Below are 25994 nucleotides of genomic sequence, written 5' to 3' on the forward strand. Positions count from 1 at the left end.
TGACCATGAGTGTGGAAACTCAAAAGGAAACCCTGGGCTTCCAGACCGAGGTGAAGCAACTGCTGCACCTCATGATCCATTCGCTGTATTCCAACAAGGAAATTTTCCTTCGCGAATTGATCTCGAACGCCTCTGACGCTGTCGATAAATTACGTTTCGAAGCCCTGTCCAAGCCCGAGTTGCTGGAAGGCGGCGCGGAACTCAAGATCCGTGTGAGCTACGACAAAGACGCCAAGACCGTCACCCTCGAAGACAACGGTATCGGCATGAGCCGTGACGATGCGATCACCCACCTGGGGACCATCGCCAAGTCCGGCACCGCAGATTTCATGAAGAACCTGTCGGGCGACCAGAAAAAAGACTCTCACCTGATCGGCCAATTCGGCGTGGGCTTCTATTCGGCCTTCATCGTCGCCGACAAGGTTGAAGTATTCAGCCGCCGCGCCGGCCTTGACGCCAGCGAAGGCGTGCACTGGGCTTCCAAAGGCGAGGGCGAATTTGAAATCGCCACTATCGACAAGGCTGACCGCGGCACCCGCATCGTGCTGCACTTGAAAGCCGGTGAAGACGAATTCGCCGATGGCTGGCGTCTGCGCAACATCATCAAGAAGTACTCCGACCACATCGCGTTGCCGATCGAGTTGCCCAAGGAACAGACCGTTGCCGAAGGCGAAGAAGCCCCTGCGGTGGAGTGGGAAACTGTCAACCGCGCCAGCGCCCTGTGGACCCGTCCGCGTACCGAGATCAAGGACGAGGAATACCAGGAGTTCTACAAGCACATTGGGCACGACTACGAGAACCCGCTGAGCTGGAGCCACAACAAGGTTGAAGGCAAGCTCGAATACAGCTCGCTGCTCTACGTACCGGCCCGTGCTCCGTTCGACCTGTACCAGCGCGAGGCGCCAAAAGGCCTGAAGCTGTACGTGCAGCGCGTGTTCGTAATGGACCAGGCGGAATCCTTCCTGCCGCTGTACCTGCGCTTTATCAAAGGTGTGGTCGACTCCAACGACCTGTCGCTGAACGTGTCTCGGGAAATCCTGCAGAAAGACCCGATCATCGACTCCATGAAGTCGGCGCTCACCAAGCGCGTACTCGACATGCTGGAAAAGCTGGCGAAGAACGAGCCTGAGCAATACAAGAGCTTCTGGAAAAACTTCGGCCAGGTCATGAAAGAAGGCCCGGCGGAAGATTTTGCCAACAAGGAAAAAATCGCCGGTTTGCTGCGTTTTGCCTCGACTCAAGGCGAAGACGGCGAGCAGGTTGTGTCCCTGGCTGACTACCTGGCACGTGCCAAGGAAGGTCAGGACAAGATCTACTACCTGACCGGCGAAACCTACGCCCAGGTCAAGAACAGCCCGCACCTGGAAGTCTTCCGCAAGAAAGGCATCGAAGTGCTGCTGCTGACCGACCGTATCGATGAGTGGCTGATGAGCTACCTCACCGAGTTCGACGGCAAAACCTTCGTCGACGTGGCCCGTGGTGACCTGGACCTGGGTAACCTGGACTCCGAAGAAGAGAAGAAAGAAGCCGAAGAAGTCGCCAAGTCCAAAGAGGGCCTGGTTGAGCGCATCAAGGCTTCCCTGGGTGAAGCGGTGAGTGAAGTGCGGGTTTCCCACCGCCTGACCGATTCCCCGGCGATCCTGGCCATCGGCGAGCAGGACCTGGGCATGCAGATGCGCCAGATCCTGGAAGCCAGCGGCCAGAAAGTGCCGGATTCCAAGCCCATCTTCGAATTCAACCCGTCTCACCCGCTGATCGAGAAACTCGATGGCGAGCAGAGCGAAGAGCGGTTTGGTGACCTGTCGCACATCCTCTTCGACCAGGCCGCCCTGGCAGCCGGCGACAGCTTGAAGGACCCGGCCGCGTATGTGCGCCGACTGAACAAGCTGTTGGTTGAATTGTCGGTTTAACACCGTTGTAGAAAAACCCGCTTCGGCGGGTTTTTTCGTTCTGGCTCTACTGTAGGAGCGAGCTTGCTCGCGAAGAACGTCAACGATAACGCGCAAATGCTGAATGAGCGCGGTGATCTCACGTTTTTCGCGAGCAAGAACTAGGCTTCACCCTCGCTCCTACAGGGAGCATCGTCAATCCATCTGAATTGGAGAAAATGATGAGCCAAGTCACTGTACGTTCCGTGGTCTATCAGATTGATGGCCAGTCTTATGAAAGCCGTCTGGCATTCGATGCCAGCCACAAGGGCCCGTTGCCGGGACTGCTGATGGCGCCGAACTGGATGGGCGTAAGTGCGGGGGCCGAAGAGATTGCGAAGGCCGTTGCCGGCAAAGGCTACGTGGTGCTGATTGCCGACCTCTACGGGCAAAACGTACGTCCTTCAAATGGCGATGAAGCGGGCGCGGCGATGATGCCGTTGAAGAATGATCGCCCGTTGCTGAACAAGCGCATGCAAGCCGCCTTCGAGCAATTGCAAGGCCAGGTTGAAGCCGCGGTGGACACGTCCAAACTGGCCACCTTCGGCTTCTGCTTTGGCGGTTGCTGCTCCCTGGAACTGGCCCGTACCGGCGCGCCGCTGAAGGCTGCCGTGTCGTTCCATGGCACTCTGGATACACCGAACCCCGCAGACGCGAAGAACATCAAGGGTTCAGTGCTGGTGCTGCATGGCGCCTCGGACCCGTTGGTGCCCAAAGAGCAACTGCCAGCGTTCGAAGATGAAATGAACGCGGCGGGTGTGGATTGGCAGTTGCTCAGCTACGGCGGCGCGGTGCATTCCTTCACCGACCCCCATGCCAATGTGCCGGGCAAGATGATGTACGACGCCAAGACCGCCGCACGGGCTTTCCAGTCGATGCATAACTTGTTGGATGAAGTGTTCAAGGGCTGATGCTTCGGCGCTTGTTCGGGCCTCTTCGCGAGCAAGCCCGCTCCCACATTTGACTGCGTTCACAGATCGAAATGTGGGAGCGGGCTTGCTCGCGAATGCTATCTAACAGGCAACTCGATTCTTTCTGACTCCCCCGGCACAGTCGGCCAATCCCCAGCCGCCCAACGCTGTCTCGCCTGCTCGATCACAGCCGGGTCGCTCGCCACAAAATTCCAGTTGATCCGCCGTGGCCCATCCAGCGGTGCCCCGCCAAATACCATCAGGTGGCAATCACTCTCGGCATACAGAGTCATCTCCTGCCCAGTCGGCAATACCACCAAGCTGTTGACCTCCAGGGCTTCACCGTCCAATTGCACCTCACCCTCCAGCACATACACCGCGCGTTCCTCATGTTCATCAGGAATCAACAGGGTGGTGGCGGTTTGCATCTGTACTTCGGCATACAGCGTCGGCGACAGCACCGGCACCGGTGATCTGAGGCAAAAACCATCACCGGCGATCAAACGCACCTGCACGCCGAGGTTATCGCTTATCGGCAAACTTGCGGCTGGGTGATGGCTGTAGTGTCCGGGCCCGGTCTCGTGGTCCTTGGGCGAGGCCAGCCACACCTGCAGGCCATGCAGGTTGAAACCCCTGGCCTTGACCGCTTCAGGTGTGCGCTCGACGTGGGCAATCGCGCTGCCGGCGGTCATCCAGCTGACATCGCCGGCTTGCACCACCTGGTCCGAGCCAAGGCTGTCCTTGTGCTGCAAGGTGCCTTCAAACAGGTAGGTGAGGGTGGACAGGCCGATGTGGGGATGCTGGCGGATATTCATGCCGTTACCCGGTGCGTAGCGGGTCGGCAGCATATGATCGAAAAATACAAAGGGACCGACGCTGCGGCATTCACGTGAGGGCAGGGGCCGCAGGATAGGCTGGCCTTCTACATCTTCGGGGCGAGGGCGAATCACGGTGAGGGTGGTCATGGGCATCCCAGTCTGAGCGGGTTGGATGCTTTGAGCATAACCCGCTCGATGGGAAGTTGGGGCTATTGGCTGAAGGCGCCTTCCGACAATTTCGTCTCGATAGTGACTTCGGCGGTGGTCATCAGCTTATGTACCGGGCACTTATCGGCCACGCGATGCAGTTCATCGCGCTGGGCGTCGGTGAGTACGCCCTTGAGGGTCAGCTTGACGTTGAGTTTGTATTTACCCTTTTGCTCTTCGTCGCTGTCGTGAGTGACCTCCACGGTCACGCCGGTCAGCGGGATATCTTTTTTCTGCGCGTAGAGCCTTACGGTCAAGGCTTTGCACGACGCCAGCGCAGCATCGAAATAATCGTGGGGGGAGGGCGCCGAATCGTCACCGCCCAGGCTCTTGGGCAGGTCGGTAAACAGCTCGTGATTATTGATATTCACGCTGTGACGGAAGTTTTCAGCGTTCAGCGTATTAACGGTAACAGGCATGGCAAACCTCATAAGGGCGCAGGATGAAGGTCATGCAGTTATAGAGCATGCTGGCACCCCAGTGTTCCGGTTTTTTCCATGCTGAACCCTGAAGGCTGGCGCAAGGTCTACCCGTATCAACCCTTATTGAGGTTTTACCGTGTCTGGAGCCCGCCTGAGTCTTGCCTTGTTGCTCGCCGCCAGCAGCCTTGTCGTGCAGGCCCGTGACTATGCCTACAGCGACGCGCACCTGCACTACGTGGATTTTTTCCAGGAAACCGCCGGCATGGACAAGCTGCTCAAGGCCATGGCGGACAACCGTATTGAGCACGTCATGATTTCCGGGATTCCCGTGGCCAAGAAATGGCACGAAGACGAGCCCAAGCGCCCGCGCTACTACGCCGGTGACGACGCCGATGCCTATTGGTACAGCGCCACGGATGTGATCGTCGCGGCGGCGGTCAATAAACTTTCCCCCGAGCAACGCCAGCACTTTCATCCCTTCCTCGCCGGTTTCAATCCCAACGACAAAAACTCCGCCGCCCACATCCAGCGTATGCTCGACCTCAACCCAGGGCTGTGGCAGGGCATCGGTGAAGTGTTCACCCGGCACGATGACCTTACCGCCCTGACCTCCGGTGACACCCCGCGCGCCAATAACGAAGCCATGACGCGCATCTATCACCTGGCGGCCGAAAACGACCTGCCGGTGATGCTGCACTCCAACATCACCTCCAAACGTGAGCGCAACCCGCTGTACCTGGCGGAAGTCGAGCAGCCGTTACGCAATCACCCGCACACGCGTTTTATCTGGGCCCATGCCGGTACCAGCAAGGAAATTCACCGTCATCAGGTGCAGATGGACTTTTTGTTGCCTACCCTGACGCGCCTGCTTGAGGCGTACCCCAACCTGTATATCGACCTGTCCTGGAGCATGCTCACGCCCTATCTGCTGGATGACGCCGGCAAGCCACGGCCGCAATGGGTTGCGCTGGTGGAGCGCTTCCCGGATCGCTTCATGCTCGGCTCCGATGTTGTGGGGCGCTTCAATAAGTTGGGCAAAGAGATGCGCCGTTTCGATCCTTTCCTCGATGCGTTGCCCGAAGACGTTGCCCACAAGGTTGCGCGCGACAACTTCCTCGCCATCCTGCCCAAGCCGCATCGCGATGGCGACGCGCCTTGATATCGCGTTTTGATCTTACGCCAATGACCTGAGGTGCCGATAACGTCCAAGAGACCCGCTGCAGGTGGATGCAGTACTTTTGGAAGGAACCCTGGCATGAATATCCGCAGTTTGAATATCGCCCCTCGCGCCGGCCTGGGCTTTGGTGTGCTGGCGTTGATGGTGTTCGTCTTGGGCGGCTTTGCCCTGTTGCAGATGGCCAATATGCGCCAGCAGTCGGACCAGGTGGAGACCAACTGGCTGCCCAGCGTGATGGCGGTGGGGGAGATGAACCAGGATGTGTTGCGCATTCGGGCGCTGACGTTGCGCTTGCTGGTCAACCGCGACCCCCAGGCGGTGGCGCAGAACGAGCAGAAAATTGCCGAAATAAAAACCGGTTTGCACCACGCTGAAGGCGTGTACGAGGCATTGATCGTCTTGCCTGAGGAGCGCGTGCTGTTTGATCGCTTCAAGGTCGAGGAGCAGCAGTACCTGCAACGCCAGGAGCAGGTGGTGGGCTTATCCAAGGCCAATCGGCTGGAGGAGGCCATTGCGGTGGTCAATGGCGAAATGAATCAGATGGCTGACCAGATGGCCGTGACGCTGCGTGAGTTGGTCAATCTGAACAAGTCCAGCGCCAACGAGGCCGCCCGGCTGGCACAGCAGGTGTTCAGCCAGTCGCGGGTTTGGGTGATGACCATGATTGGCGTCACGGCGTTGGTCACGATTGGCCTGGCGGTGTGGCTGACACGCAGCATCGTGCTGCCGCTGGCACAGTCGTTGAAAGTGGCCCAGGGCGTTGCCAGTGGCGACTTGACGGGCGACATCAGGCTCAGTGGCAGCGACGAGCCGGCGCGCTTGCAACAGGCGCTCAAGCGTATGCAGGAGAGCTTGCGCGACACTATCCGGCGCATATCAGAATCGTCGAACCAATTGGCGTCGGCTTCCGAAGAGCTCAGTTGCGTCACCGAGGATGCGACCCGTGGTTTGCACCAGCAGAACCAGGAAATCGAACAGGCGGCCACGGCAGTCAATCAGATGACGGTGGCGGTGGAGGAGGTGGCGAGCAATGCCGTGGCCACTTCCCAGGCGTCTCGCGAATCCGACCGGATTGCCCAGCAAGGGCGTGAGCAGGTGCAGCAGACGGTGGTGTCGATTGAAGCCCTCGCGACCGATGTGACCGCCAATGTGACCCAGGTCGAAGCGCTGGCGCAAAAGGTCTATGGCATCAGCACAGTGCTGGATGTGATTCGCTCGATTGCCGAGCAAACCAACTTGCTGGCACTGAACGCGGCGATTGAAGCGGCGCGAGCGGGGGATGCCGGGCGCGGGTTTGCGGTGGTAGCCGATGAAGTGCGGGCCTTGGCCCATCGCACGCAACAGTCGACCCAGGAAATCGAGCAGATGATCAGCGGGATTCAGCAGGGCACCGACCAGGCTGTCAGCTCGATGCAGCAGAGCAATACACGGGCGCGCTCTACATTGGATCTCGCCAAATCGGCGGGCATGGCCCTGGAAGAGATTGCCTCGGCATTCACCTTGATCAACGAACGCAACCTCGTGATTGCCAGCGCGTCGGAGCAGCAGGCGGCGGTGGCTCGGGAGGTGGATCGTAACCTGATGAATATCCGCGACCTCGCGCACCAGACATCGACCGGGGCCAACCAGACCAGTGCAGCGAGTCAGGAGTTGTCGCGGTTGGCGGTGGATCTGAATTCGATGGTGGCGCGGTTTTCGGTGTAGGGCGGGGAACCGGGTTGGCCCAGCCGCAGGCAAGCCAGCTCCCACACTGGACCGTATTCCTCCAGGATGAACGCGGTCGAATGTGGGAGCTGGCTTGCCTGCGATGAAGGCGACGCGGTTTCAAATCAAACGCAAAAAAAAGCCCCGAACCAGTCGGGGCTTTTTCGTGTGATCAACCTGCGGGCTTACTTGCCCTGCCAGCGCTTGAGTACCAAGGTGGCATTGGTGCCACCAAAACCAAAGCTGTTGCTCATCACGGTGTCGATCTTGGCGTTTTCAACGGTCTTGGTCAGGATCGGCATATCAGCCACAACCGGATCAATCTCGTCGATGTTGGCCGAGCCGGCCATGAAGTTGCCTTCCATCATCAGCAGGCAATAGATCGCTTCGTGAACGCCAGCGGCGCCCAGGGAGTGACCCGACAGGCTCTTGGTGGAGCTGATTTTCGGAGCCTTGTCGCCAAATACCGCACGCACGCCTTCCATTTCCTTGGCATCGCCGACCGGGGTCGAGGTGCCGTGGGTGTTCAGGTAGTCGATTGGGGTGTCGACGGTGGACATTGCCATCTGCATGCAGCGGATGGCGCCTTCACCGCTTGGCGCAACCATGTCGTAGCCGTCGGACGTCGCGCCGTAGCCAACGATTTCCGCGTAGATCTTCGCGCCACGGGCCAGGGCGTGTTCCAGCTCCTCGACCACCACCATGCCACCACCGCCGGCGATGACGAAACCGTCACGCTTGGCGTCGTAAGCGCGGGAGGCTTTTTCTGGGGTTTCGTTGTACTGGGTGGACAATGCGCCCATGGCGTCGAACAGGAACGACTGGCTCCAATGCTCTTCTTCACCGCCGCCGGCAAATACGATGTCCTGCTTGCCCAGTTGGATCTGCTCAACGGCAGTCCCGATGCAGTGGGCGCTGGTGGCGCATGCGGAGGAGATCGAGTAGTTCACGCCCTTGATCTGGAATGGCGTAGCCAGGCAGGCGGAAACGGTGCTGCCCATGGTCCGCGTGACACGATAAGGGCCGACGCGCTTCACGCCTTTTTCGCGCAGGATGTCCAGCGCTTCCATTTGGTTGAGGGTCGATGCGCCGCCGGAGCCGGCGATCAGGCCGGTGCGTACGTTCGAAACCTGGTCTTCGCCCAGGCCGGAGTCGGCGATCGCGTCTTTCATGGCCAGGTAGGCGTAGGCGGCAGCGTGGCCGACGAAGCGATAGATCTTGCGATCGATCAGTTCTTCGAGGGGCAGGTCAATGGAGCCGGAAACCTGGCTACGCAGACCCATTTCGGCATATTCCGGGTTGAAGCGGATGCCAGGGCGACTTGCACGCAGGTTAGCGGTGACGGTCTCTTTGTCATTGCCCAGGCAAGAAACGATGCCCAGACCAGTGATAACGACGCGGCGCATGCGGATAACCCTTAAAAGTTGTCAGTGGAAGTAAATACGCCGACCCGAAGGCCTTCGGCAGTATAGATCTCGCGACCGTCGACAGTCACCGAACCGTCGGCGATGGCCAGGTTCAGCTTGCCCTTGAGGACGCGCTTGATTTGAATGTTGTAGGTGACTTTCTTGGCGCTCGGCAGTACCTGGCCAAAGAACTTCACTTCGCCCGAACCCAGGGCGCGACCGCGGCCCGGCAGGCCTTGCCAGCCCAGGTAGAAGCCAACCAGTTGCCACATGGCGTCAAGGCCCAGGCAACCTGGCATCACAGGGTCGCCTTCGAAGTGGCAAGCGAAGAACCACAGGTCAGGGGTGATATCCAGCTCGGCGACCAATTCACCTTTGCCGTACTTGCCACCCTCTTCGCTGATATGGGTGATGCGATCCACCATCAGCATGTTCGGGGCGGGCAGTTGCGCGTTACCTGGGCCGAACAGCTCACCGCGACTGCAGCGCAGCAGGTCTTCCCGAGTAAAGGCGTTTTGTTTGGTCATGCGAGCTCCTCAATAATCCCATGCGGCAGGGTAGGGCAAATCTTCCCGAACCGAATGAAGCGTTCATGCCTCATAGCGGCAGCCTACACATAGACTATTGCGTTGTAGTGAAAGTCACAGCGGCAAGGCACTGAATGTACACTTGTTCACTGAAATTTTAAACCGGGCCTGTTTATCAGCCCGTTCGGGTGCCTAAGACTGCCGCACTTTCGTCTTTCACGCCAGTCGCAGTTGGCTGATGGCGCGGCGCTATTGCACCCAGCGCTGCAGGATTTGCTGCAAATCCGTGCGTTTGAACGGCTTGGCCAGGTAATCGTTCATTCCGGCTGCCAGGCAGGCTTCGCGATCGCCCTGCAAGGCGTTGGCCGTCAGGGCGATGATCGGCAGATCGGCGCAACCGGGCAGTTGGCGAATCTGCCGTGTGGCTTCGTAGCCGTCGATCAAGGGCAGGCGACAATCCATCAGGATAGCGGTGAAAATCAGGCTCTCGGCGCTGCGGATCGCCTCGGCGCCGTCCGTGGCCAGGCTGACTTCAAAACCCAGGCTGCGCAGCATCGCTTCGACCACGGTGCGGTTGACCGGGTTGTCCTCTACCAACAGCACGTGGCGCCCATCGCCGGCGCTGGCTTTGCCAAGCGCGTCAGGTGCGGTGACCGGGGCATGCTGCTGGTCAATGGCCAGCGGAATCTCCAAGGTGAACACTGAACCTCGACCTTCTTCGCTCTGGGCGCGCAAGGTGCCACCCATACGTTCGGCCAGGGTGCGCGCAATCGGCAGGCCCAGGCCCGTGCCACCGTAACGCCTGGAAATGGAGCTGTCTGCCTGCTGGAATGCATCGAACATCAAATCCAGGCGTTCGGCGGAAATACCGATACCGCTGTCGCGTACGGTGCAGGTGAACCACACCAACTCATGGTCCAGGGTTTGCCAGTGGGGCTCGACGGTCACGCTGCCATGTTCGGTAAATTTCAATGCATTGCCGATCAGGTTCACCAGAATCTGGCGGATCCGCGTCGGGTCGCCGCGCACACGCAGAGCCTCCATGCCCATGGGAATGGGCAGTTCCAGGCTCAGCCCGCGCTGCTGGGCGCTGTGCTGGAAAGCCTGGGCGCAGCTGTTGATCAGATCGGCCAGGTTGAACGGAATATGTTCCAGTTCCAGGGCGGCGCGTTCAATGCGTGAGAAATCGAGGATGTCATTGATCACCTTGAGCAAATGCTCGGTGGACTCGCACGCCAGCGCCGCGTACTCGGTCTGCTCCTCGGTCATCTCCGTGGTTTCCAGCAGTTGCAGCATGCCCAGCACGCCATTCATGGGCGTGCGCAGTTCGTGGCTCATCATCGCCAGAAAATCCGACTTGGCGTTGTTCGCCCGCTCGGCTTCTTCACGGGTCTGGATCAACTGGGCCATGGCTTGTTGCTGTTCGCGACTGGCCTGTTGAAGGCCCTCGGCCAGGTTGTTGATATGCCGCGAGAGGTCGCCCAATTCCGAGTCATCGACGATGGGCAGTGGCGTCTTGTAATCGCCTTGCTGGATGGCCTTGACCGCGTGCCCCATGGCGCTGATCGGCTGTGACAGGCTCGCCGACAAGCGTCGCGCCAGCAGGAAGGTAAACAGCAGGGCAAACAGCGCCAGGACCCCTGCCTTGAACAGGATTTCCTGCTGGCGCTGGCTGAAGGCGTCGTTGGACATGCCCACAATCACTCGCCCCAGGTAGTCCGCGCGGGGTGCCTTGGGTTCGCTGAGGTTGTCCTGGAAAAAGTCATTGTTGAGCTGGATGTGTTGCAGGCGGATCGGTGCCTGGAACACCTTCACCGACAGCGAACGGTCATGCCGCTCGGACGGCTGCTCCACATACACCAAGATGTTCTCGGCGCTGTCCTGGATCTCCAGGAAGCGCACATGGGGTGTGGCCAAGGTCGCACGCAGCAGGGTTTCAAGCACATCGTTGTTGCCGGAAATCACGCCGTACTCAGTGGCAGGCGCCAGCTGGTTGGCGATCAATTGACCGGTGTGGTCCAGCTCCTGGCGCAAGTCCTGGATGCGCACGAAGGTGAAGAAGGTGATGAGCAGCAGGGTCAACAGCAGCGCGGGGCCCAGGGTAATGAGCTGGGTGCGGGTGTTGATATCCCAACGACGGCGCAAGGTCATGGGCGTTGTTCTCCTTCGGCCAGGCGGGCGGCAACGGCGATTTCATCGACCTGTTCGATGCCCAGTGAGCGCGCGACTTGTGGGTTGCCCACGACTTTGAAGTACTGCGGGTAGAGCGTGCTGGGCCAACTGGCCGGCGGCTGGTCCAGCAGTCGGTCCAGTACCGCGAGCCAGTCGGATTGATCGCTGTAGGTGCTGGCCAGGCTGCCGGCCCGCACAAACCCAGCGTTGGGCCCCACCAACGGCAGTTGTTGGGCGTAGCTGCTCAGCAACAGGTTTTTTACGGTCTTGGGGTTGTACAGCTGCGGATCGTCGAGGCCCAGTAGCACGTCGCTGTTTTTGAACAGGGTTTGCAGCGGGCGACTGTCGCTGGTGTTGTCCCATGGCTGGGGCATGATTTCCAGGCCCATGGGTTTGGCGAACTGGATCAGTTCGCGCAGCAGGAATTCGCTATCGACGCCGTACAGCACGCCGACGCGCCGGGCCTGGGGCAGGATATTGGCGATCAGGCGCAGCTGACGCTCCAGCGGCGGGTCGCTCCATAGCAGACTGATTTTTGCCGGGTGGGAGTTGCCCAGGCGTTGTCGGGCCTGCAGGCGGCTGATGCGCAGCACAAGGGTTGGTGGCCCCTGAGCATCCTGCAGGCGCCAGTCCAGACCCGGCAGGTCAAGGAGAATCAGGCGGGTGCTGGCAGGCAGGTGACTGGGCGCTGGCAACTGCTTGAGTGGCGTGAAGCTGACCTGGTCTTCGGGGCGTTGTTGGGCAAGGGCCTGGGTAAAAGCGCGCACGCCGGCGCTGTCTTCGGCGGCCGTCAGCAGAATGTCGGCACTCCACGCCGGCGCTGTCAGCAACAGGCAGGCGAGCAGCAGGCCGCGGCGCCAAAACCGTGAAACCAACAAGAGGGTCATCCGTGACTGGTCGGCCATGTCAGAAGTCCAGCTCGGCGCTGAAGTAGAGAACGTGGCGATGGTCGTAGTTGTTGTCGGCCCAGGTGGTGGGCTGGTCATCCAGGCGTTGCTGCAACATGCCCGCCAGCTCCACATTGGCTTTGCCTACGGCAATGCGCTTGGCCACCCGCAGGTCGACCCGCTGGAAGCGATATTGGTTGAGTGCGTCGTCGCCATAGTAGAACAAGGCGCTGGACCAACCCTGGCCCCACTCACGCAGCCAACCGGCCGAGCCACTGTTACGCGCGGTTTGCGCTTTGTCCAGCGGGTTGCTGGAGGTGGCGTCTACATAAGCATAGGTCAGGCGCAGGCGGTCGGCGTCACTCACGCGCCAGTCGAACTGCGACTCGGCACCGCTAAAACGCGAGCTGTTGGCGTTGCTGGCGATGTATTGGTTGTTGCGCAGCGGCGAGCTGATCATGTCGGTGATTTCGTCATAGAACAGCTTCACGTCGACATTCAGCCCCAGCTCGGCAAAGAAGCCGTTGTAGCCCAGTTCGCGCGAGCGCATCAACTCTTTGTCGAGGTTGCCAGGGCCGCGCGTCACGACAAAATATTGACCGGCGTTTTGCCCGTAGGTCGGGGAGCTGAGATTGGTGACGCGGTAGCTCCAATTGACGTTGTTCTCGAACATGTCCGGCGAGCGGATTGCCTCGGAGTACACCGCGCGCAAGCCGTGGCGAGGATTGATCAGGTAATTGACCGCCACACGCGGCGTGAGCGAGTTGCCGCTCAGGTGAGTGTCTTCGTACATGGCGCCACCTTGCAGCAGCCAGTGCTCGCTGGCGCGCCATTCCAGGTGGCCGAACAGGCGCCAGGTGGTGTCGTCCAGGGTGCCATTGAAGTAGGTTTCGGAGTCGGCGCGGTCATAGCGGTAATTCATACCGCTGACCAGGCGCAGGCTGTCGGAGAGGCTGAGCGTGTCCTGGATCTCCACGTCGTAGCGGCTTTCGCGGGTGCTTTGGTCGATATCGCCGCACACGCTTTGGTTGGCACCGTTGCGCCACTGGTCCAGCACCTGGTTGGCCAAGGCCTGTTCGGCGGCGTTACCCGGTGGGGCGGAGCCTTGGCTGTAGGTGTCCATGTGCCGTGCCAGCAATTCGGCATAGTTGGGGTTGAGCTGCCATAACTGGGTCAGTTCAGGGCTGAACGAGGCTTTGGCGTCACAGGCTTTCCAGATTTGCTTGCGGTCCCATTGCTGTGCCGAGCCCTGGATATACAGGCTGTGGTCGGGGTTGAAGTCGAAGTTCCAGCGCAGGGAGCCTGCGTAGTCCTTGGCGGTGACATCGGAATTGGTGCCGCCTTCGGTAATTCCGGCAAACACCGGGGTGTAGGTATAAGGGCGCTGGTTGGTGCCTTCCTTGACGTTCAGTTGCCAATCGAGACTTTGTTGCGCGTTCAAGGCCTGGCTCACCGCCAGGCTGAAACGGTTGAGACGACGCCCGTCACGGCGGTCGGCGCCGACCGCGTCGCTGTCAAAACCATTGTCCTGTTGCCCGGACAGAGACAAGCGCAAATCGCCGGTCTCCCAGCCCACACCCTGGCTGGCATAGAAGTCATTGATGCCACGCTCGCCACGGATGACCTTTACCCGCGAGCCGTGGCTGTTGGCTGGCGAGCGGGTGAGGATATTCACCACCGCCATCAGCGCATTGGCACCGTAGCTGACGGTGTTGGGGCCGCGAAAGACCTCGATGCGCTCGATGTCCTCCATGGCCACTGGGATATCGCTCCAATCCACCGTGGCCAGGCCGGCGCGGTAGACCGAGCGACCGTCGATCAGCACCTGCATGCGCCGTGCGTCACTGGCGCTGGTGCCATGGTAATTCACCGACGCCTGGTTGCCGCTGGTGTAGCCGACCATCATCCCCGGGACCAGCCGCAGCAGTTCCGAGATGTCCCGGGCACCGCTGGCCTTGATCAGCTCACTGTCGATCACCGTCATGCTGCCGGGCACGGCGGCGGCCGATTGCTTGAGACGCGTGGCGGTCAAGACCTGCGGTAGCGGCTGGCTGTCGAGGAACAGATCGTCGGCCTGCGCGCAGGTAGCGCACAACAGCACCAACAACAATGATGAGCGAGGAGGAGGGCCCAGATACACGGCACGGCCTTGTTAATTGCGGATAGCCGCCCATGTTAACCGAGGTGCGGCTGTTTGCCAGTCGTCGGACTTGCATTTACTTCGCACGCCTCTGGCATTTTCTGACTCGCGCGAATTGATACGGGGGCTGGCCGCAAGCGGGGCGCCCCGTATAATGCCGCCATCGCCACTGGTATGGATTAACGGATTGCATATGACTGAACAGCGCCCTATTGCGGTCCTGGGAGGCGGAAGTTTTGGGACCGCCGTGGCTAACCTGCTGGCCGAGAACGGTCACGCGGTGCGCCAGTGGATGCGCGACCCCGAGCAGGCCGAAGCCATTCGCGTGCATCGCGAAAACCCTCGTTACCTTAAAGGTATCAAGATTCATCCCGCCGTCGAGCCGGTGACCGACCTGCTGGAAACCCTCACGGCCTGCGACCTGTGCTTTGTCGCGCTGCCTTCCAGCGCCTTGCGCTCGGTACTGGCGCCACACGCCGAACGCTTGGCCGGCAAGTTACTGGTCAGCCTGACCAAGGGCATCGAAGCCCACACCTTCAAGTTGATGAGTGAAATCCTCACCGAAATCGCCCCTCAGGCGCGCATTGGCGTGCTGTCCGGGCCAAACCTTGCGCGGGAAGTCGCCGAGCACGCGTTGACCGCCACCGTGGTCGCCAGTGAGGACGAGGCTTTGTGCGAGCGCGTCCAGGCCGTGTTGCACGGCCGTACCTTCCGGGTCTACGCCAGCGGCGATCGCTTCGGCGTCGAATTGGGCGGGGCCTTGAAAAACGTCTACGCGATCATTGCTGGCATGGCCGTGGCCCTGGGCATGGGCGAAAACACCAAGAGCATGCTGATTACCCGCGCACTGGCCGAGATGACACGTTTTGCGGTGAACCAGGGCGCCAACCCGATGACCTTCCTCGGCCTTGCGGGCGTAGGGGACTTGATCGTCACCTGTTCTTCGCCCAAAAGCCGCAACTACCAGGTCGGGTTCGCCTTGGGCCAAGGGCTGAGCCTGGAGGAAGCGGTGACGCGTCTGGGCGAAGTGGCCGAGGGGGTCAACACCCTCAAGGTCTTGAAGGCCAAGGCCCAGGAAGTGGGCGTGTACATGCCGCTGGTCGCCGGCCTGCATGCGATCCTGTTCGAAGGGCGCACCCTGAACCAGGTCATCGAGTTGCTGATGCGGGCCGAGCCCAAGACCGATGTCGACTTTATTTCCACCAGTGGTTTCAACTGAGGAACGCGTCATGAACGATCCCAAAGCTGCCCCCCCATACGAGTCGATTGTCTTGCGCATCCTGTGGATGCTGGTATTTGCGCTGGTGTGGCAGGTAGCCCAATTCCTGCTCGGTGCGCTGGTGGTGGTGCAATTGGTTTACCGGCTGATCTACGGCGCACCGAACCTGGGCCTGATGAACTTTGGCGACAGCCTCAGCCAGTTCCTGGCGCAGATTGGCCGCTTCGGCAGCTTCCACACCGAGCAAAAGCCCTGGCCGTTCGCCGATTGGCCAACCCCACGCGCCCCCGAAGGCGAAGCGGCCCACAGCGTACCGCCGGCACCGCACCCGGTGCGTGATGAAGAGCCGAAGCTATGAAAGTATGGATTCTGCGTCACGGCGAGGCCCAAGCGCATGCGCGCACGGACGCCGAGCGCAACCTTACCGAGCATGGGCGTGCTGAAGTATTGCGCAGTGCTGCGCACCTGATTGGCCAGCCCTTGGGCGCCATCATTGCCAGCCCTTATGTTAGGGCGCAGCAGACGGCGCAGTTGGTGCGCGATGTGCTGGGGTTTGAGCCTGATATCTGCACGGTGCCGTGGTTGACGCCCGATGGGGATGTCCAGCGAGTGCTGGAGAAACTCGACACCGACGACGACGTGCTGTTGGTTAGCCACCAACCGCTGGTGGGTAGCCTGATCAGTTTTCTGCAGCATGGGCATCAGCGCCAGCCACAGCCGATGTACACGGCCAGCCTGGCGGAGCTTGAGGGTGACTTTCCGTTGGCTGGCTTGATGAGTCTGGTGGATGTGAAGAATCCTTAGGCATCGTGCGACGCTGTGGCGAGGGAGCTTGCTCCCGCGACGGCCTGCCAGCCGGCGCCTATCTCGCTGACGCCCCGCGATCCAATTGTGGGAGCTGGCTTGCCTGCGAAGGCGGCCTGCCAGCCGACGCCTATCTCGCTGACGCCCCGCGATCCAATTGTGGGAGCTGGCTTGCCTGCGAAGGCGGCCTGCCAGCCGACGCCTATCTCGCTGACACCCCACGATCCCACTGTGGGAGCGGGCTTGCCTGCGATGACGGCCTGCCAGCCGACGCTATCTCGCTGACGCCCCGCGATCCAATTGTGGGAGCTGGCTTGCCTGCGAAGACGGCCTGCCAGCCGACGCCCATCTCGCTGACGCCCCAACGATTCCACTGTGGGAGCGGGCTTGCTCGCGAAGACGGCCTCACAGTCGACACCGTTATACCGAGTACATATCCATTCCTGCGGTAACGGCCACTTAGGGTTCCGCCCTGAACGGCGGGGCACTTTGGCAAAGCCGGAATGCCGGTCCAGCCCAAAGTGACCAAAGGGCTCTTGCCCCACCACTCGGCACCTCGCCCAGGCTCGGTGTGCCCGTAATCCGCCAGTGATTTGGGGGGGCGCCTAAGATCAAGAGCAGATCAAGAGCGTCTCGCGTCGCATCGTGGTTAGCGGCAGGCCGTTTCCTTCGTCTGTGCTATACAGTCAACCAAGCAAGTGCTTGGTTGGCTGTATCTCGGATCACAAAGGAGCGCGTCCCATGCCTGTCGCTTTTCGTTTGCCGTTGCAGGTCTTCTTCGAGCGTGAAGCGCGGCACCCGCGCAAAGTCTTCCTCGTTCAACCCATCGGCGGCGGTGAGGTGCAGGCCCTCACCTGGGGCGAGGTCGGCCACCAGGCTCGTTGCGCCGCGCACTGGCTGCGCGCGCGGGAGTTGCCCCAGGGCTCGCATATTGCCTTGATTTCAAAAAACTGCGCCCACTGGATCATCGCCGACCTGGCGATCTGGATGGCTGGGCATGTGTCGGTGCCGCTTTATCCCAACCTCACCGCGGACTCAGTCGCCCATGTGCTGACTCACTCGCAGGCGCGGTTGGCGCTGATCGGCAAGCTGGATGATTGGTCGGCGATGGCGCCTGGCGTTCCTGTGGGTGTGCCGACTATCAGTCTGCCGCTGTGCCCTCCTGAAGAGACTTTCGATTTCAGTTGGGCGGACCTGCAAGCCTGTTCACCGATCCAGGACAACCCGCTACCGGATGCCGCCAGCCTGGCCACTATCATCTACACCTCCGGTACGACCGGCCTGCCTAAAGGGGTGATGCACAGTTTCGGCGCCTTGGGGTTCGCTGCCTCGGGCGGTACTGAGCTGTTTGGCCTGGGGGAGGGCGACCGGTTGCTGTCGTACTTGCCGCTGTGTCATGTGGCGGAGCGGATGTTTGTAGAAATGGCGTCGATCTATACCGGGCAAACCGTTTTTTTCGCCGAGAGCCTGGAAACCTTCCTCACCGATCTGCGCAGGGCGCGGCCGACGGCCTTGTTTGGCGTGCCGCGCATCTGGACCAAATTCCAACTGGGCGTCTACGCCAGAATCCCGGAAAAACGCCTCGATACCCTGTTACGCCTGCCTTTTATCGGCAAACGCGTCGGCCATAAAATTCTCGCCGGCCTGGGGCTGGATGCGCTGCGCATCGCCCTGTCCGGCGCCGCGCCGGTGCCCGAGGCGTTGCTGCGTTGGTATCAGCGCCTGGGCCTGGATGTGCTGGAGGTGTACGGCATGACCGAAAACTGCGGCTATTCCCATGTGTGTCGCCCAGGTGGGCAAACGCTCGGTTGGATCGGCCAGCCCTGCCCAGGCGTGCAAGTGCGTATCGACCCGTCAGGCGAAGTGCAGGTACACAGTGGCGCGACCATGTTGGGCTACTTCAAGGACCCGCAGAAAACCGCGGATACGCTCACCGCAGATGGCTTCCTGCGGACGGGTGACAAGGGCGAGCAGGACGCGGACGGTCGCCTGCGCCTGACCGGACGTCTCAAGGAAATCTTCAAGACCAGCAAAGGCAAATACGTAGCCCCGGCGCCGATTGAAAACCGCCTGGCCGAACATGCACGTATTGAACAGGTGTGTGTGGTCGGCGAGGGGCTCAGTGCGCCGATAGGGCTGTGCGTGTTGTCGGCACCCGGCGAGGACCGCCAAGCCCTCGGCGGTGGTTTTGAACGCTGGCTGGCACAGGTGAACGCAGGCCTGGACAAGCACGAACGCATGGGGCAATTGGTGGTGGTGAAAGACCAATGGGCGGTGGAAAACGGTTTTCTCACGCCGACCTTGAAGATCAAACGCAACGTGATCGAGTCGACGTACGGGCCACAATTGCAAGCATGGAGCGCGCGCGCCGAAACCGTTTTGTGGCAGGATTAGGGCCGTAATAAAACCAACAAGGACAATCGTATGAGCCTGTGGCGTACCCAACCGAATATCGAACACCTCAACGCGATCCAGAAAAACACCATCGGTGAAATGCTGGATATTCGTTTCGAAAGCTTCGACGACGAATCCCTTACCGCCAGCATGGTGGTCGACCACCGCACCCATCAGCCCTACGGCCTGCTGCACGGCGGGGCCTCGGTGGTGCTGGCCGAAAGTGTCGGCTCCATGGCCGCCTACTTGTGCATTGATGCAAGCAAGTTCTATTGCGTGGGCCTGGAGGTCAACGCCAACCACCTGCGCGGCGTGCGCAGCGGCCGGGTGACGGCGGTGGCCAAGGCTATTCATATCGGGCGCACTACTCAGGTGTGGGACATCCGCCTGAGCAGCGACGAGGGCAAGGCCAGTTGTGTCTCGCGGCTGACCATGGCCGTGGTGCCGCTGGGTGAACAACCGCCGGCGCGATAGGCGTGGCGTGAGTGTCATCATTCCTGGCAGTTACAGTCATTGCTGTAGGGGCCGGGCATGGTGACAATCCCCCTCTGTTTTTGTTGATGGAACCTGTATGTCGCAGCACGTGTTTTTTACCCACGCCAATGGCTTCCCTTCGGCCACCTACGGCAAGCTGTTTGCCGCCCTGGCCCCGGAATATGCGGTGGCCCATCTGCCGCAGCACGGTCACGACCCCAGGTTCCCGGTGGATGATAACTGGCAAAACCTGGTGGACGAGCTGATCCATCATCTGGAGCAGCAGCCAGAGCCGGTATGGGGCGTGGGCCATTCCCTGGGTGGCGTGCTGCATTTACACGCGTCCATGCGCTGCCCGCACCTGTACCGGGGCGTGGTGATGCTGGATTCGCCGGTGCTCACCCGCGCAGACCGCTGGGTGATCCGCGCTGCCAAGCGCTTTGGTTTTATCGACCGACTCACCCCGGCTGGGCGCACGCTTGGCCGGCGCGAAGAATTCACCGACCTGGACACCGCGCGCAGCTATTTCGCCGGCAAGACCCTGTTCCGTGGCTTTGACCCCGATTGCTTTGACGCGTACCTGCAACATGGCCTGCAGCAAGTGGGCGATCGCCTGCGCCTGCGGTTCGACCCAGCCACCGAAATCAGCATCTATCGCGGCGTGCCCCACACCAGCCCGGGCCAGGTGCGCCAGTTGAAGGTGCCGCTGGCCGTGGTGCGTGGCCGCCAGAGCCGGGTGGTGATGCGTCACCATGCCAGCGGTGTTGACCGCTTGCCCATGGGCGAAATGCTCACCATGCCCGGCGGCCATATGTTTCCCCTCGAACGCCCTCAGGACACTGCTGCCTTGATCAAGACCCTGTTCGCCCGCTGGCAGGCCCGTGAGCGCAGTTGCGCATGAGTACGCCCGTCGAAGAGGTACGCCTGAGCCTGCCGCACATCGAACTGGCCGCGCATCTGTCCGGGCCCGAGGACGGCCTGCCGGTAATTGCCCTCCATGGTTGGCTGGACAACGCCAACAGCTTTGCGCGCCTGGCGCCCAAGCTGCGAGGGTTGCGCATCGTCGCCCTGGACATGGCGGGGCATGGGCATTCGGCGCATCGCCCGGCTGGCGCCGGTTATGCCTTGTGGGATTACGTCTACGACGTGCTGCAGGTGGCTGAGCAACTGGGCTGGAAACGTTTTGCATTACTTGGCCACTCCCTGGGCGCCATCGTCTCTTTGGTATTGGCCGGGGCCTTGCCGGAGCGGGTGACACACCTGGGCCTGATTGACGGCGTGATCCCACCGACCGCCAGTGGCGAGAACGCGGCCGAGCGCCTGGGCATGGCGTTGCAGGCGCAATTGAGCCTGCAGGACAAGCGCAAGCCGGTCTACAACAGCCTTGATCGAGCGGTCGAGGCGCGGATGAAAGGCGTGGTCGCGGTCAGCCGTGAAGCAGCGCAGCTCCTGGCCCAGCGCGGTTTGATGCCCGTACCGGGCGGTTATACCTGGCGCAGCGATAGCCGCCTGACCCTGGCGTCGCCGATGCGCCTGACCGACGAACAAGCCATGGCCTTCGTGCGAAGAGTCGGGTGCCCTACCCAGTTGGTGGTCGCGGCTGACGGCATGCTGGCGAAACATTCCGAATTGCTTTCTCAGCTACCCTTCACGGTTACCACGCTGCCAGGCGGCCATCATTTACACCTGAATGACGAGCCCGGTGCGGCTCTTGTTGCAGACTGTTTCAATCGGTTCTTCTCCACGCCTTGACTTGGCGGGGTCAACTGCCGAGGCTGGGCGGATTGAAAGGGAGTCAACCATGAACACACTCGATATCGCTGTGACCAACATTGGCCAGGGCTCACTGATCCGATGAGCCTGGGTAAAGGATGTATCCGTGCCCTGGGCCTTTGTTGTTTCAGCCCCCTGGTATTTGCCGCCGATCTGCCCGGCAGCCAGGATCTACCGGCGGTAGCCCGTCAGGTTGATGCGCAAATCGTCGATTACCGCCCCGCTGAAGACAAGGAACGCATTTACCCCACGGGCGCGATCCGCAAGATCAGCGGCCAGTTGCGTTATGAAGGCCAGGCCATCGCACGCGGCCCAGCCACTGCAATCACCTATGAATTGCCCGCCGAACACAGCTCCAGCGCCGCCTTTACCGCAACGCGCGAAGCTTTGCAGGCCAAGGGTGCGCAGTTGTTGTTCTGGTGCAAGGCCCGCGATTGTGGCGAAAGCAGCCTGTGGGCCAACGAAGTGTTTGGCAACGCCAAGCTGGTGGGCGCCGACGGCCAACAGGAATACCTGCTGCTACGCCTGGCCGCCCCGCAGGACAATTCCCTGGTCGCGCTGTACGGGATCACACGTGGTAACCGCCGCGCCTACCTGCATGTGGAGCAACTCGACGCCAGCGCGCCCTTGGGCGAGCTGCTGCCCACCTCAGCGACCCTGCTGCGTGAACTCAAAAGTACCGGCGAGCTGGATTTTCCCGCGCTGGGCGCCGAGGCTGACGACACTTGGCTGACCTTGATATCCCGAGCCTTGAACCTCGACACCACCCTGCGCGTGAGCCTGAGCGGGCCGCAGGCCGAGGCCTGGCGCCAGGCGCTGGTGGAGAAGGGCGTGCGCACCGCCCGTCTGGAAACCGGCACCGGTGAAACCCAAGGGCTGCATCTGCATCTGATACGCTAAGCACCACAGGGCGAACGGACCCGTGCCGTTCGCCTAAGCTCTCTTCCTACAGCCTTCTTTTCGAGATACCCGATGCTCAATAACGATCGCCTGCTGGTGCAAATCCTGCTGCTGGTGCTGTTTGGTGCCAGCTTCTGGGTCATGGCGCCCTTCTGGTCGGCACTGTTCTGGGGCGCGGTGCTGGCATTTGCCAGCTGGCCGCTGATGCGTTTGCTCACCCGTTGGCTCGGCGGCCGAGAATCCCTGGCCGCTGGCATCCTGACGTTGGGGTGGATGTTGCTGGTGGCGGTGCCATTGGTATGGCTGGGGTTCAACCTGGCTGACCATGTGCGTGATGCGGTGGCGCTCATCAAGGACATCCAGGTCGACGGCTTGCCCGAGGCGCCGACCTGGTTGGGGTCGATCCCCTTCTTAGGCGAGCGCCTGGTGGCGACCTGGGACAGCATTGATCAACAAGGCGCGGCGCTGATGGTGAGCATCAAGCCGTACCTGGGCCAGGTCGGCAATTGGTTGTTGGCGCGCAGTGCGCAAATTGGCGGCGGCATTCTTGAGCTGACCCTGAGCCTGGTCTTCGTATTCTTTTTCTACCGTGACGGGCCGCGCCTGGCGATGTTTGTGCACCGCCTGTTGGAGCGCCTGATTGGCGAGCGCGCTGGCTATTACATCGAACTGGTGGCCGGCACGGTGCAGCGGGTGGTCAATGGTGTGATCGGCACTGCTGCGGCCCAGGCGCTGCTGGCGCTGATCGGCTTTCTGATCGCTGGCGTACCGGGCGCGCTGGTGCTGGGTATCGTGACTTTCTTGCTCAGCCTTATTCCCATGGGGCCGCCGCTGGTGTGGATCCCGGCCACGGCGTGGCTGGCGTGGAAGGGCGATTACACCTACGCGGTATTCCTGGGCGTGTGGGGCACGTTCGTGATCAGCGGCGTGGATAACGTGCTCAAGCCGTACCTGATCAGCCGTGGCGGCAACCTGCCGTTGGTGATTGTGCTGTTGGGTGTGTTTGGTGGGTTGATAGCGTTCGGCTTTATCGGCCTGTTTATTGGCCCGACGTTGCTGGCGGTGGCCTACAGCCTGTTGACAGACTGGAGCGCGAGCCAGGCGCAGGTGCGCCGTGAAGACAAACCGTGTAACTGATGGGTGTACCTAACTGTGGTGCGCCGCGGTACTTGTGGGAGCTGGCTTGCCTGCGATAGCGGTGGGCGAGCCAGCACTTCATCGACTGACACTGCGCAATCGCAGGCAAGCCAGCTCCCACATTTGGATCGCGGCGCGTCAGGTAAATGGGAGTGCTTAAACCCTCGGCAACCACATCACCGCCGTCAACCCACCGCCCGGTGTATCTTCCAGGCTCAGGTGGCCGCCGAGTCGCTCGACGGCCTCCCTGGCAATGGTCATCCCCAAACCGACCCCTCCGGAATTGCGGTTGCGCGAACCCTCCAGGCGAAAGAACGGCTCGAACACCGCTTCGCGCTTATCGGCGGCGATTCCCGGGCCGTGGTCGATCACCCGTATCACCAGGGCGCCACGGCTGTCAGCCAGTTCTACCCGGGCGGTGCCAGCATACCGCAGGGCGTTGTCGATCAAATTGTTCAGGCATGAGCGCAGCGCCATCGGCTGTACCTGCAACGGTGTACAGGTGCCGGAAAATTTCACGTCGCGGCCTTGGTCCTGAGCGTTTTCACTCAGGGATTCCACCAATGCCTGTACGTCGAGCCAATGCCGTGTCTCGCTGGTGCGCTGTTCGTGCAGGTAGCTCAAGGTGGCATCCAGCATGCCGATCATGTCGTCCAGGTCTTGGCGCATCTGGCCTTGCAACTTGGGGTCTTCGATCTGTTCCAGGCGCAGCTTGAGGCGCGAGAGGGGGGTGCGCAGGTCATGGGAGACTGCGCCGAGCATGCGGGCGCGCTGGCTGACTTGTTCGCGGATGCGCTTTTGCATCAGGTTGAAGGTCGAGGCCGCCTGGCGTGCTTCGCGAGGGCCGGATTCCAACAGGGGCGGGCTGTCGAGGTCGACGCTCAAGCGCTCGGCCGCCGCGCTCAGGCGCTGGATCGGCCGGCTCAGCAGTTTGGCGCCGTACCAGGCGGCGATGATCAGCGAGATAAATTGAAATGTCAGGGGTACCACCGGGCCGCCAAACCAGGGGCGAGGCGTCTTGTGCAAGGGCGTGAGACTGCCGTCCGGTTGTTCGACGAACGCCGCGCGGGGCGGTGGCGGTGGGCCGTAGTGGTGGAACCAGAAGAACGCCAGCACGTGGGCCAGCACAATCGCCACCAGCAACAGGCCGAACAGTCGCCCGAACAGCGTATTGAAGGGCGCGCGCATCAACCGATATCCCGGGCGTCGAACAGGTAGCCTTCGCCGCGTACGGTCTTGATCAGTTGCGGAGCCTTGGGGTCATCCCCCAGTTTCTGACGCAGGCGCGACACCAGCAAGTCGATGCTGCGATCAAAGGCCTCGATAGAGCGCCCACGGGCCGCGTCCAACAGCTGTTCGCGGCTCAGCACACGGCGTGGGCGTTCGATGAACACCCACAACAAACGAAACTCGGCGTTGGACAACGGCACCACCAGGCCATCATCGGCCACCAACTGGCGCAGCACGCTGTTCAGGCGCCAATTGTCGAAACGGATATTGGCCCGCTGTTCGGTGCGGTCATCACGCACCCGGCGCAGGATTGTCTGGATACGCGCGACCAGTTCCCGGGGTTCGAACGGCTTGGACATATAGTCGTCTGCCCCCAGTTCCAGGCCGATGATGCGGTCGGTGGGTTCGCAGCGGGCGGTGAGCATCAGGATCGGAATGTCCGACTCGGCGCGCAGCCAGCGGCACAATGTCAGCCCGTCTTCGCCCGGCAGCATCAGGTCGAGCACCACCACATCGAAGGTCTCCGCTTGCATGGCTTGGCGCATGGCGGTGCCGTCGGTGACGCCTGAGGCGAGAATATTGAAGCGTGCCAGGTAGTCGATCAGCAGTTCGCGGATCGGCACGTCGTCGTCGACAATCAGCGCGCGGGTGTTCCAGCGCTTGTCTTCGGCGATCACCGCGTCTTTTGGCGCTTCGTTTACAGGGTCGCAAGGGGTATGCATAGCGAGGTCATCTGCCTGGTTGTGGCTGTCAGCATAGGCGCCCAGTTCCAGGGCTGGAAGTGCTGGGCGGGCGGTCATGTGCGCGAGGCTAGCCGGACGGCGTATTGAGGGCATGTCGTGAATGTATCGGCGCTGAAACAATCACCCTGAATCGCCGGTATTGGGCGCTTGATCGGTATTTACCGATCATCGGATCCCGCAACGGCGCTGCTTGCGCTACAATCCGCGCCGATTTCGACTTGCCTGAGAGCCCATTCCAATGTCCGTCTGCCAGACTCCTATCATCGTCGCCCTGGATTACCCCACCCGTGACGCCGCACTGAAGCTGGCTGATCAGTTGGACCCCAAGCTTTGCCGGGTCAAGGTCGGCAAGGAACTGTTCACCAGTTGCGCGGCGGAAATCGTCGGTACCCTGCGTGACAAAGGCTTCGAAGTGTTCCTGGACCTGAAATTCCATGACATCCCCAACACCACGGCGATGGCCGTCAAAGCCGCGGCCGAGATGGGCGTGTGGATGGTCAATGTGCACTGCTCCGGTGGCCTGCGCATGATGAGCGCCTGCCGCGAAGTGCTGGAACAGCGCAGCGGCCCAAAACCGTTGTTGATCGGTGTAACCGTGCTCACCAGCATGGAGCGCGAGGACTTGGCGGGCATTGGCCTGGATATCGAGCCGCAGGTTCAGGTGTTGCGCCTGGCAGCCCTGGCGCAGAAAGCCGGCCTCGACGGCCTGGTGTGCTCAGCCCTGGAAGCCCAGGCCCTGAAGAACGTTCACCCCTCGCTGCAACTGGTGACACCGGGTATCCGTCCTACCGGCAGCGCCCAGGATGACCAGCGCCGCATCCTGACCCCACGCCAGGCCCTGGATGCGGGCTCGGATTACCTGGTGATTGGCCGTCCGATCAGCCAGGCGGCGGATCCTGCCAAGGCGTTGGCAGCGGTCGTCGCCGAGATCGCCTGATTTTTAGAGCGGCAAAAATGTGGGAGCTGGCTTGCCTGCGATAGTATCAACTCGGTATCACTTAGAGACCGAGTTGCTTGCATC

At 61.2% G+C, this 25994-nt stretch carries 23 protein-coding genes and 1 pseudogene; 15 read left to right on the forward strand and 9 right to left on the reverse strand.

From position 1 onward, the window contains the following. The first annotated feature begins 5 nt into the window (after positions 1 to 5). Entirely contained in the window at positions 6 to 1910 is a 1905-nt protein-coding gene (gene htpG, locus GIW79_RS08695; RefSeq protein WP_014717738.1) for a molecular chaperone HtpG, read from the forward strand. 200 nt (positions 1911 to 2110) lie between these two features. Continuing rightward, positions 2111 to 2839 (forward strand): dienelactone hydrolase family protein, encoded by a 729-nt coding sequence (locus tag GIW79_RS08700; protein ID WP_054898384.1) that lies wholly within the window; start codon positions 2111 to 2113, stop codon positions 2837 to 2839. A 98-nt stretch (positions 2840 to 2937) separates the two neighbouring features. Here GIW79_RS08700 and GIW79_RS08705 read toward each other — a convergent pair whose 3' ends face one another. Together GIW79_RS08705 and GIW79_RS08710 are read right to left on the reverse strand one after the other, a co-directional pair. Continuing rightward, the gene (locus GIW79_RS08705; protein ID WP_054899020.1) at positions 2938 to 3804 is read right to left on the reverse strand and encodes a pirin family protein; all 867 of its coding nucleotides are present in this window, start codon (positions 3802 to 3804) and stop codon (positions 2938 to 2940) included. A 62-nt stretch (positions 3805 to 3866) separates the two neighbouring features. Beyond that, complete coding sequence (locus GIW79_RS08710) at positions 3867 to 4283, reverse strand: OsmC family protein (RefSeq protein ID WP_034127200.1); 417 nt, start codon at positions 4281 to 4283, stop codon at positions 3867 to 3869. A 139-nt stretch (positions 4284 to 4422) separates the two neighbouring features. Between GIW79_RS08710 and GIW79_RS08715 the strand changes: the two genes are divergently transcribed. From GIW79_RS08715 to GIW79_RS29780, 3 genes and pseudogenes are all read left to right on the forward strand, one after another. Continuing rightward, positions 4423 to 5445 (forward strand): amidohydrolase family protein, encoded by a 1023-nt coding sequence (locus tag GIW79_RS08715; protein WP_054899021.1) that lies wholly within the window; start codon positions 4423 to 4425, stop codon positions 5443 to 5445. Positions 5446 to 5541: 96 nt separating this feature from the next. Further along, positions 5542 to 6312: pseudogene (locus GIW79_RS29775) on the forward strand (MCP four helix bundle domain-containing protein); the annotation flags it as partial. Further along, positions 6304 to 7167 carry a methyl-accepting chemotaxis protein gene (locus GIW79_RS29780; RefSeq protein WP_405647825.1) on the forward strand — a complete coding sequence of 288 codons (864 nt, stop codon included), beginning with the start codon at positions 6304 to 6306 and terminating at the stop codon, positions 7165 to 7167. The pseudogene GIW79_RS29775 and the gene GIW79_RS29780, both read left to right, overlap by 9 nt. A gap of 185 nt (positions 7168 to 7352) precedes the next feature. Here GIW79_RS29780 and fabB read toward each other — a convergent pair whose 3' ends face one another. From fabB to GIW79_RS08745, 5 genes are all read right to left on the reverse strand, one after another. Next, entirely contained in the window at positions 7353 to 8573 is a 1221-nt protein-coding gene (gene fabB, locus GIW79_RS08725; protein ID WP_197900608.1) for a beta-ketoacyl-ACP synthase I, read from the reverse strand. Positions 8574 to 8584: 11 nt separating this feature from the next. Further along, a complete protein-coding gene (gene fabA / locus GIW79_RS08730) occupies positions 8585 to 9100 on the reverse strand; it encodes a 3-hydroxyacyl-[acyl-carrier-protein] dehydratase FabA (RefSeq protein WP_003190035.1) in 516 nt (171 codons plus the stop codon). Positions 9101 to 9349: 249 nt separating this feature from the next. Continuing rightward, entirely contained in the window at positions 9350 to 11251 is a 1902-nt protein-coding gene (locus GIW79_RS08735) for an ATP-binding protein (RefSeq protein ID WP_054899022.1), read from the reverse strand. Next, positions 11248 to 12177, reverse strand: coding sequence for an ABC transporter substrate-binding protein (locus GIW79_RS08740; protein ID WP_054899023.1), 930 nt, complete (start codon positions 12175 to 12177; stop codon positions 11248 to 11250). Before GIW79_RS08740 ends, GIW79_RS08735 begins: the two co-directional genes overlap by 4 nt. 1 nt (position 12178) lies before the next feature. Beyond that, positions 12179 to 14299 (reverse strand): TonB-dependent receptor plug domain-containing protein, encoded by a 2121-nt coding sequence (locus GIW79_RS08745; RefSeq protein WP_082631547.1) that lies wholly within the window; start codon positions 14297 to 14299, stop codon positions 12179 to 12181. Positions 14300 to 14492: 193 nt separating this feature from the next. Here GIW79_RS08745 and GIW79_RS08750 point away from each other — a divergent pair, with 193 nt between their 5' ends. From GIW79_RS08750 to GIW79_RS08790, 9 genes are all read left to right on the forward strand, one after another. Next, positions 14493 to 15518, forward strand: coding sequence for an NAD(P)H-dependent glycerol-3-phosphate dehydrogenase (locus GIW79_RS08750; protein WP_034127205.1), 1026 nt, complete (start codon positions 14493 to 14495; stop codon positions 15516 to 15518). A gap of 10 nt (positions 15519 to 15528) precedes the next feature. Continuing rightward, positions 15529 to 15876, forward strand: a complete 348-nt coding sequence (locus GIW79_RS08755) for a DUF4389 domain-containing protein (RefSeq protein WP_054899024.1) — start codon at positions 15529 to 15531, stop codon at positions 15874 to 15876. Beyond that, positions 15873 to 16322 (forward strand): phosphohistidine phosphatase SixA, encoded by a 450-nt coding sequence (gene sixA / locus GIW79_RS08760; RefSeq protein ID WP_236454913.1) that lies wholly within the window; start codon positions 15873 to 15875, stop codon positions 16320 to 16322. The genes GIW79_RS08755 and sixA overlap by 4 nt, the downstream gene beginning before the upstream one ends. 741 nt (positions 16323 to 17063) lie before the next feature. Beyond that, positions 17064 to 18716, forward strand: a complete 1653-nt coding sequence (locus GIW79_RS08765) for an AMP-binding protein (protein ID WP_236454915.1) — start codon at positions 17064 to 17066, stop codon at positions 18714 to 18716. Positions 18717 to 18746: 30 nt separating this feature from the next. Next, on the forward strand, positions 18747 to 19190 hold the full coding sequence (locus GIW79_RS08770) for a hotdog fold thioesterase (RefSeq protein ID WP_014717751.1): 444 nt from the start codon (positions 18747 to 18749) through the stop codon (positions 19188 to 19190). Between the two features lie 97 nt (positions 19191 to 19287). Next, the gene (locus GIW79_RS08775; RefSeq protein ID WP_236454918.1) at positions 19288 to 20091 is read left to right on the forward strand and encodes an alpha/beta fold hydrolase; all 804 of its coding nucleotides are present in this window, start codon (positions 19288 to 19290) and stop codon (positions 20089 to 20091) included. After that, positions 20088 to 20942, forward strand: a complete 855-nt coding sequence (locus GIW79_RS08780; protein ID WP_236454920.1) for an alpha/beta hydrolase — start codon at positions 20088 to 20090, stop codon at positions 20940 to 20942. The genes GIW79_RS08775 and GIW79_RS08780 overlap by 4 nt, the downstream gene beginning before the upstream one ends. Before the next feature lie 102 nt (positions 20943 to 21044). Next, positions 21045 to 21863, forward strand: a complete 819-nt coding sequence (locus tag GIW79_RS08785) for a DUF4892 domain-containing protein (protein WP_197900612.1) — start codon at positions 21045 to 21047, stop codon at positions 21861 to 21863. Between the two features lie 72 nt (positions 21864 to 21935). Continuing rightward, entirely contained in the window at positions 21936 to 23000 is a 1065-nt protein-coding gene (locus GIW79_RS08790) for an AI-2E family transporter (protein WP_197900613.1), read from the forward strand. A gap of 156 nt (positions 23001 to 23156) precedes the next feature. Here the strand turns inward: GIW79_RS08790 and GIW79_RS08795 are convergent, their stop codons facing one another. Both GIW79_RS08795 and GIW79_RS08800 read right to left on the reverse strand, forming a co-directional pair. Beyond that, on the reverse strand, positions 23157 to 24188 hold the full coding sequence (locus GIW79_RS08795; RefSeq protein ID WP_054898848.1) for a sensor histidine kinase: 1032 nt from the start codon (positions 24186 to 24188) through the stop codon (positions 23157 to 23159). Continuing rightward, positions 24188 to 24952, reverse strand: coding sequence for a response regulator (locus GIW79_RS08800; protein ID WP_034127268.1), 765 nt, complete (start codon positions 24950 to 24952; stop codon positions 24188 to 24190). The genes GIW79_RS08795 and GIW79_RS08800 overlap by 1 nt, the downstream gene beginning before the upstream one ends. 259 nt (positions 24953 to 25211) lie before the next feature. Between GIW79_RS08800 and pyrF the strand changes: the two genes are divergently transcribed. Next, positions 25212 to 25910, forward strand: a complete 699-nt coding sequence (gene pyrF / locus GIW79_RS08805; RefSeq protein WP_161907402.1) for an orotidine-5'-phosphate decarboxylase — start codon at positions 25212 to 25214, stop codon at positions 25908 to 25910. The last annotated feature ends 84 nt before the right edge of the window (positions 25911 to 25994 follow it).

The organism is Pseudomonas sp. PA-7-1E (assembly GCF_021605325.1).
Lineage (GTDB): Bacteria > Pseudomonadota > Gammaproteobacteria > Pseudomonadales > Pseudomonadaceae > Aquipseudomonas > Aquipseudomonas fluorescens_BV.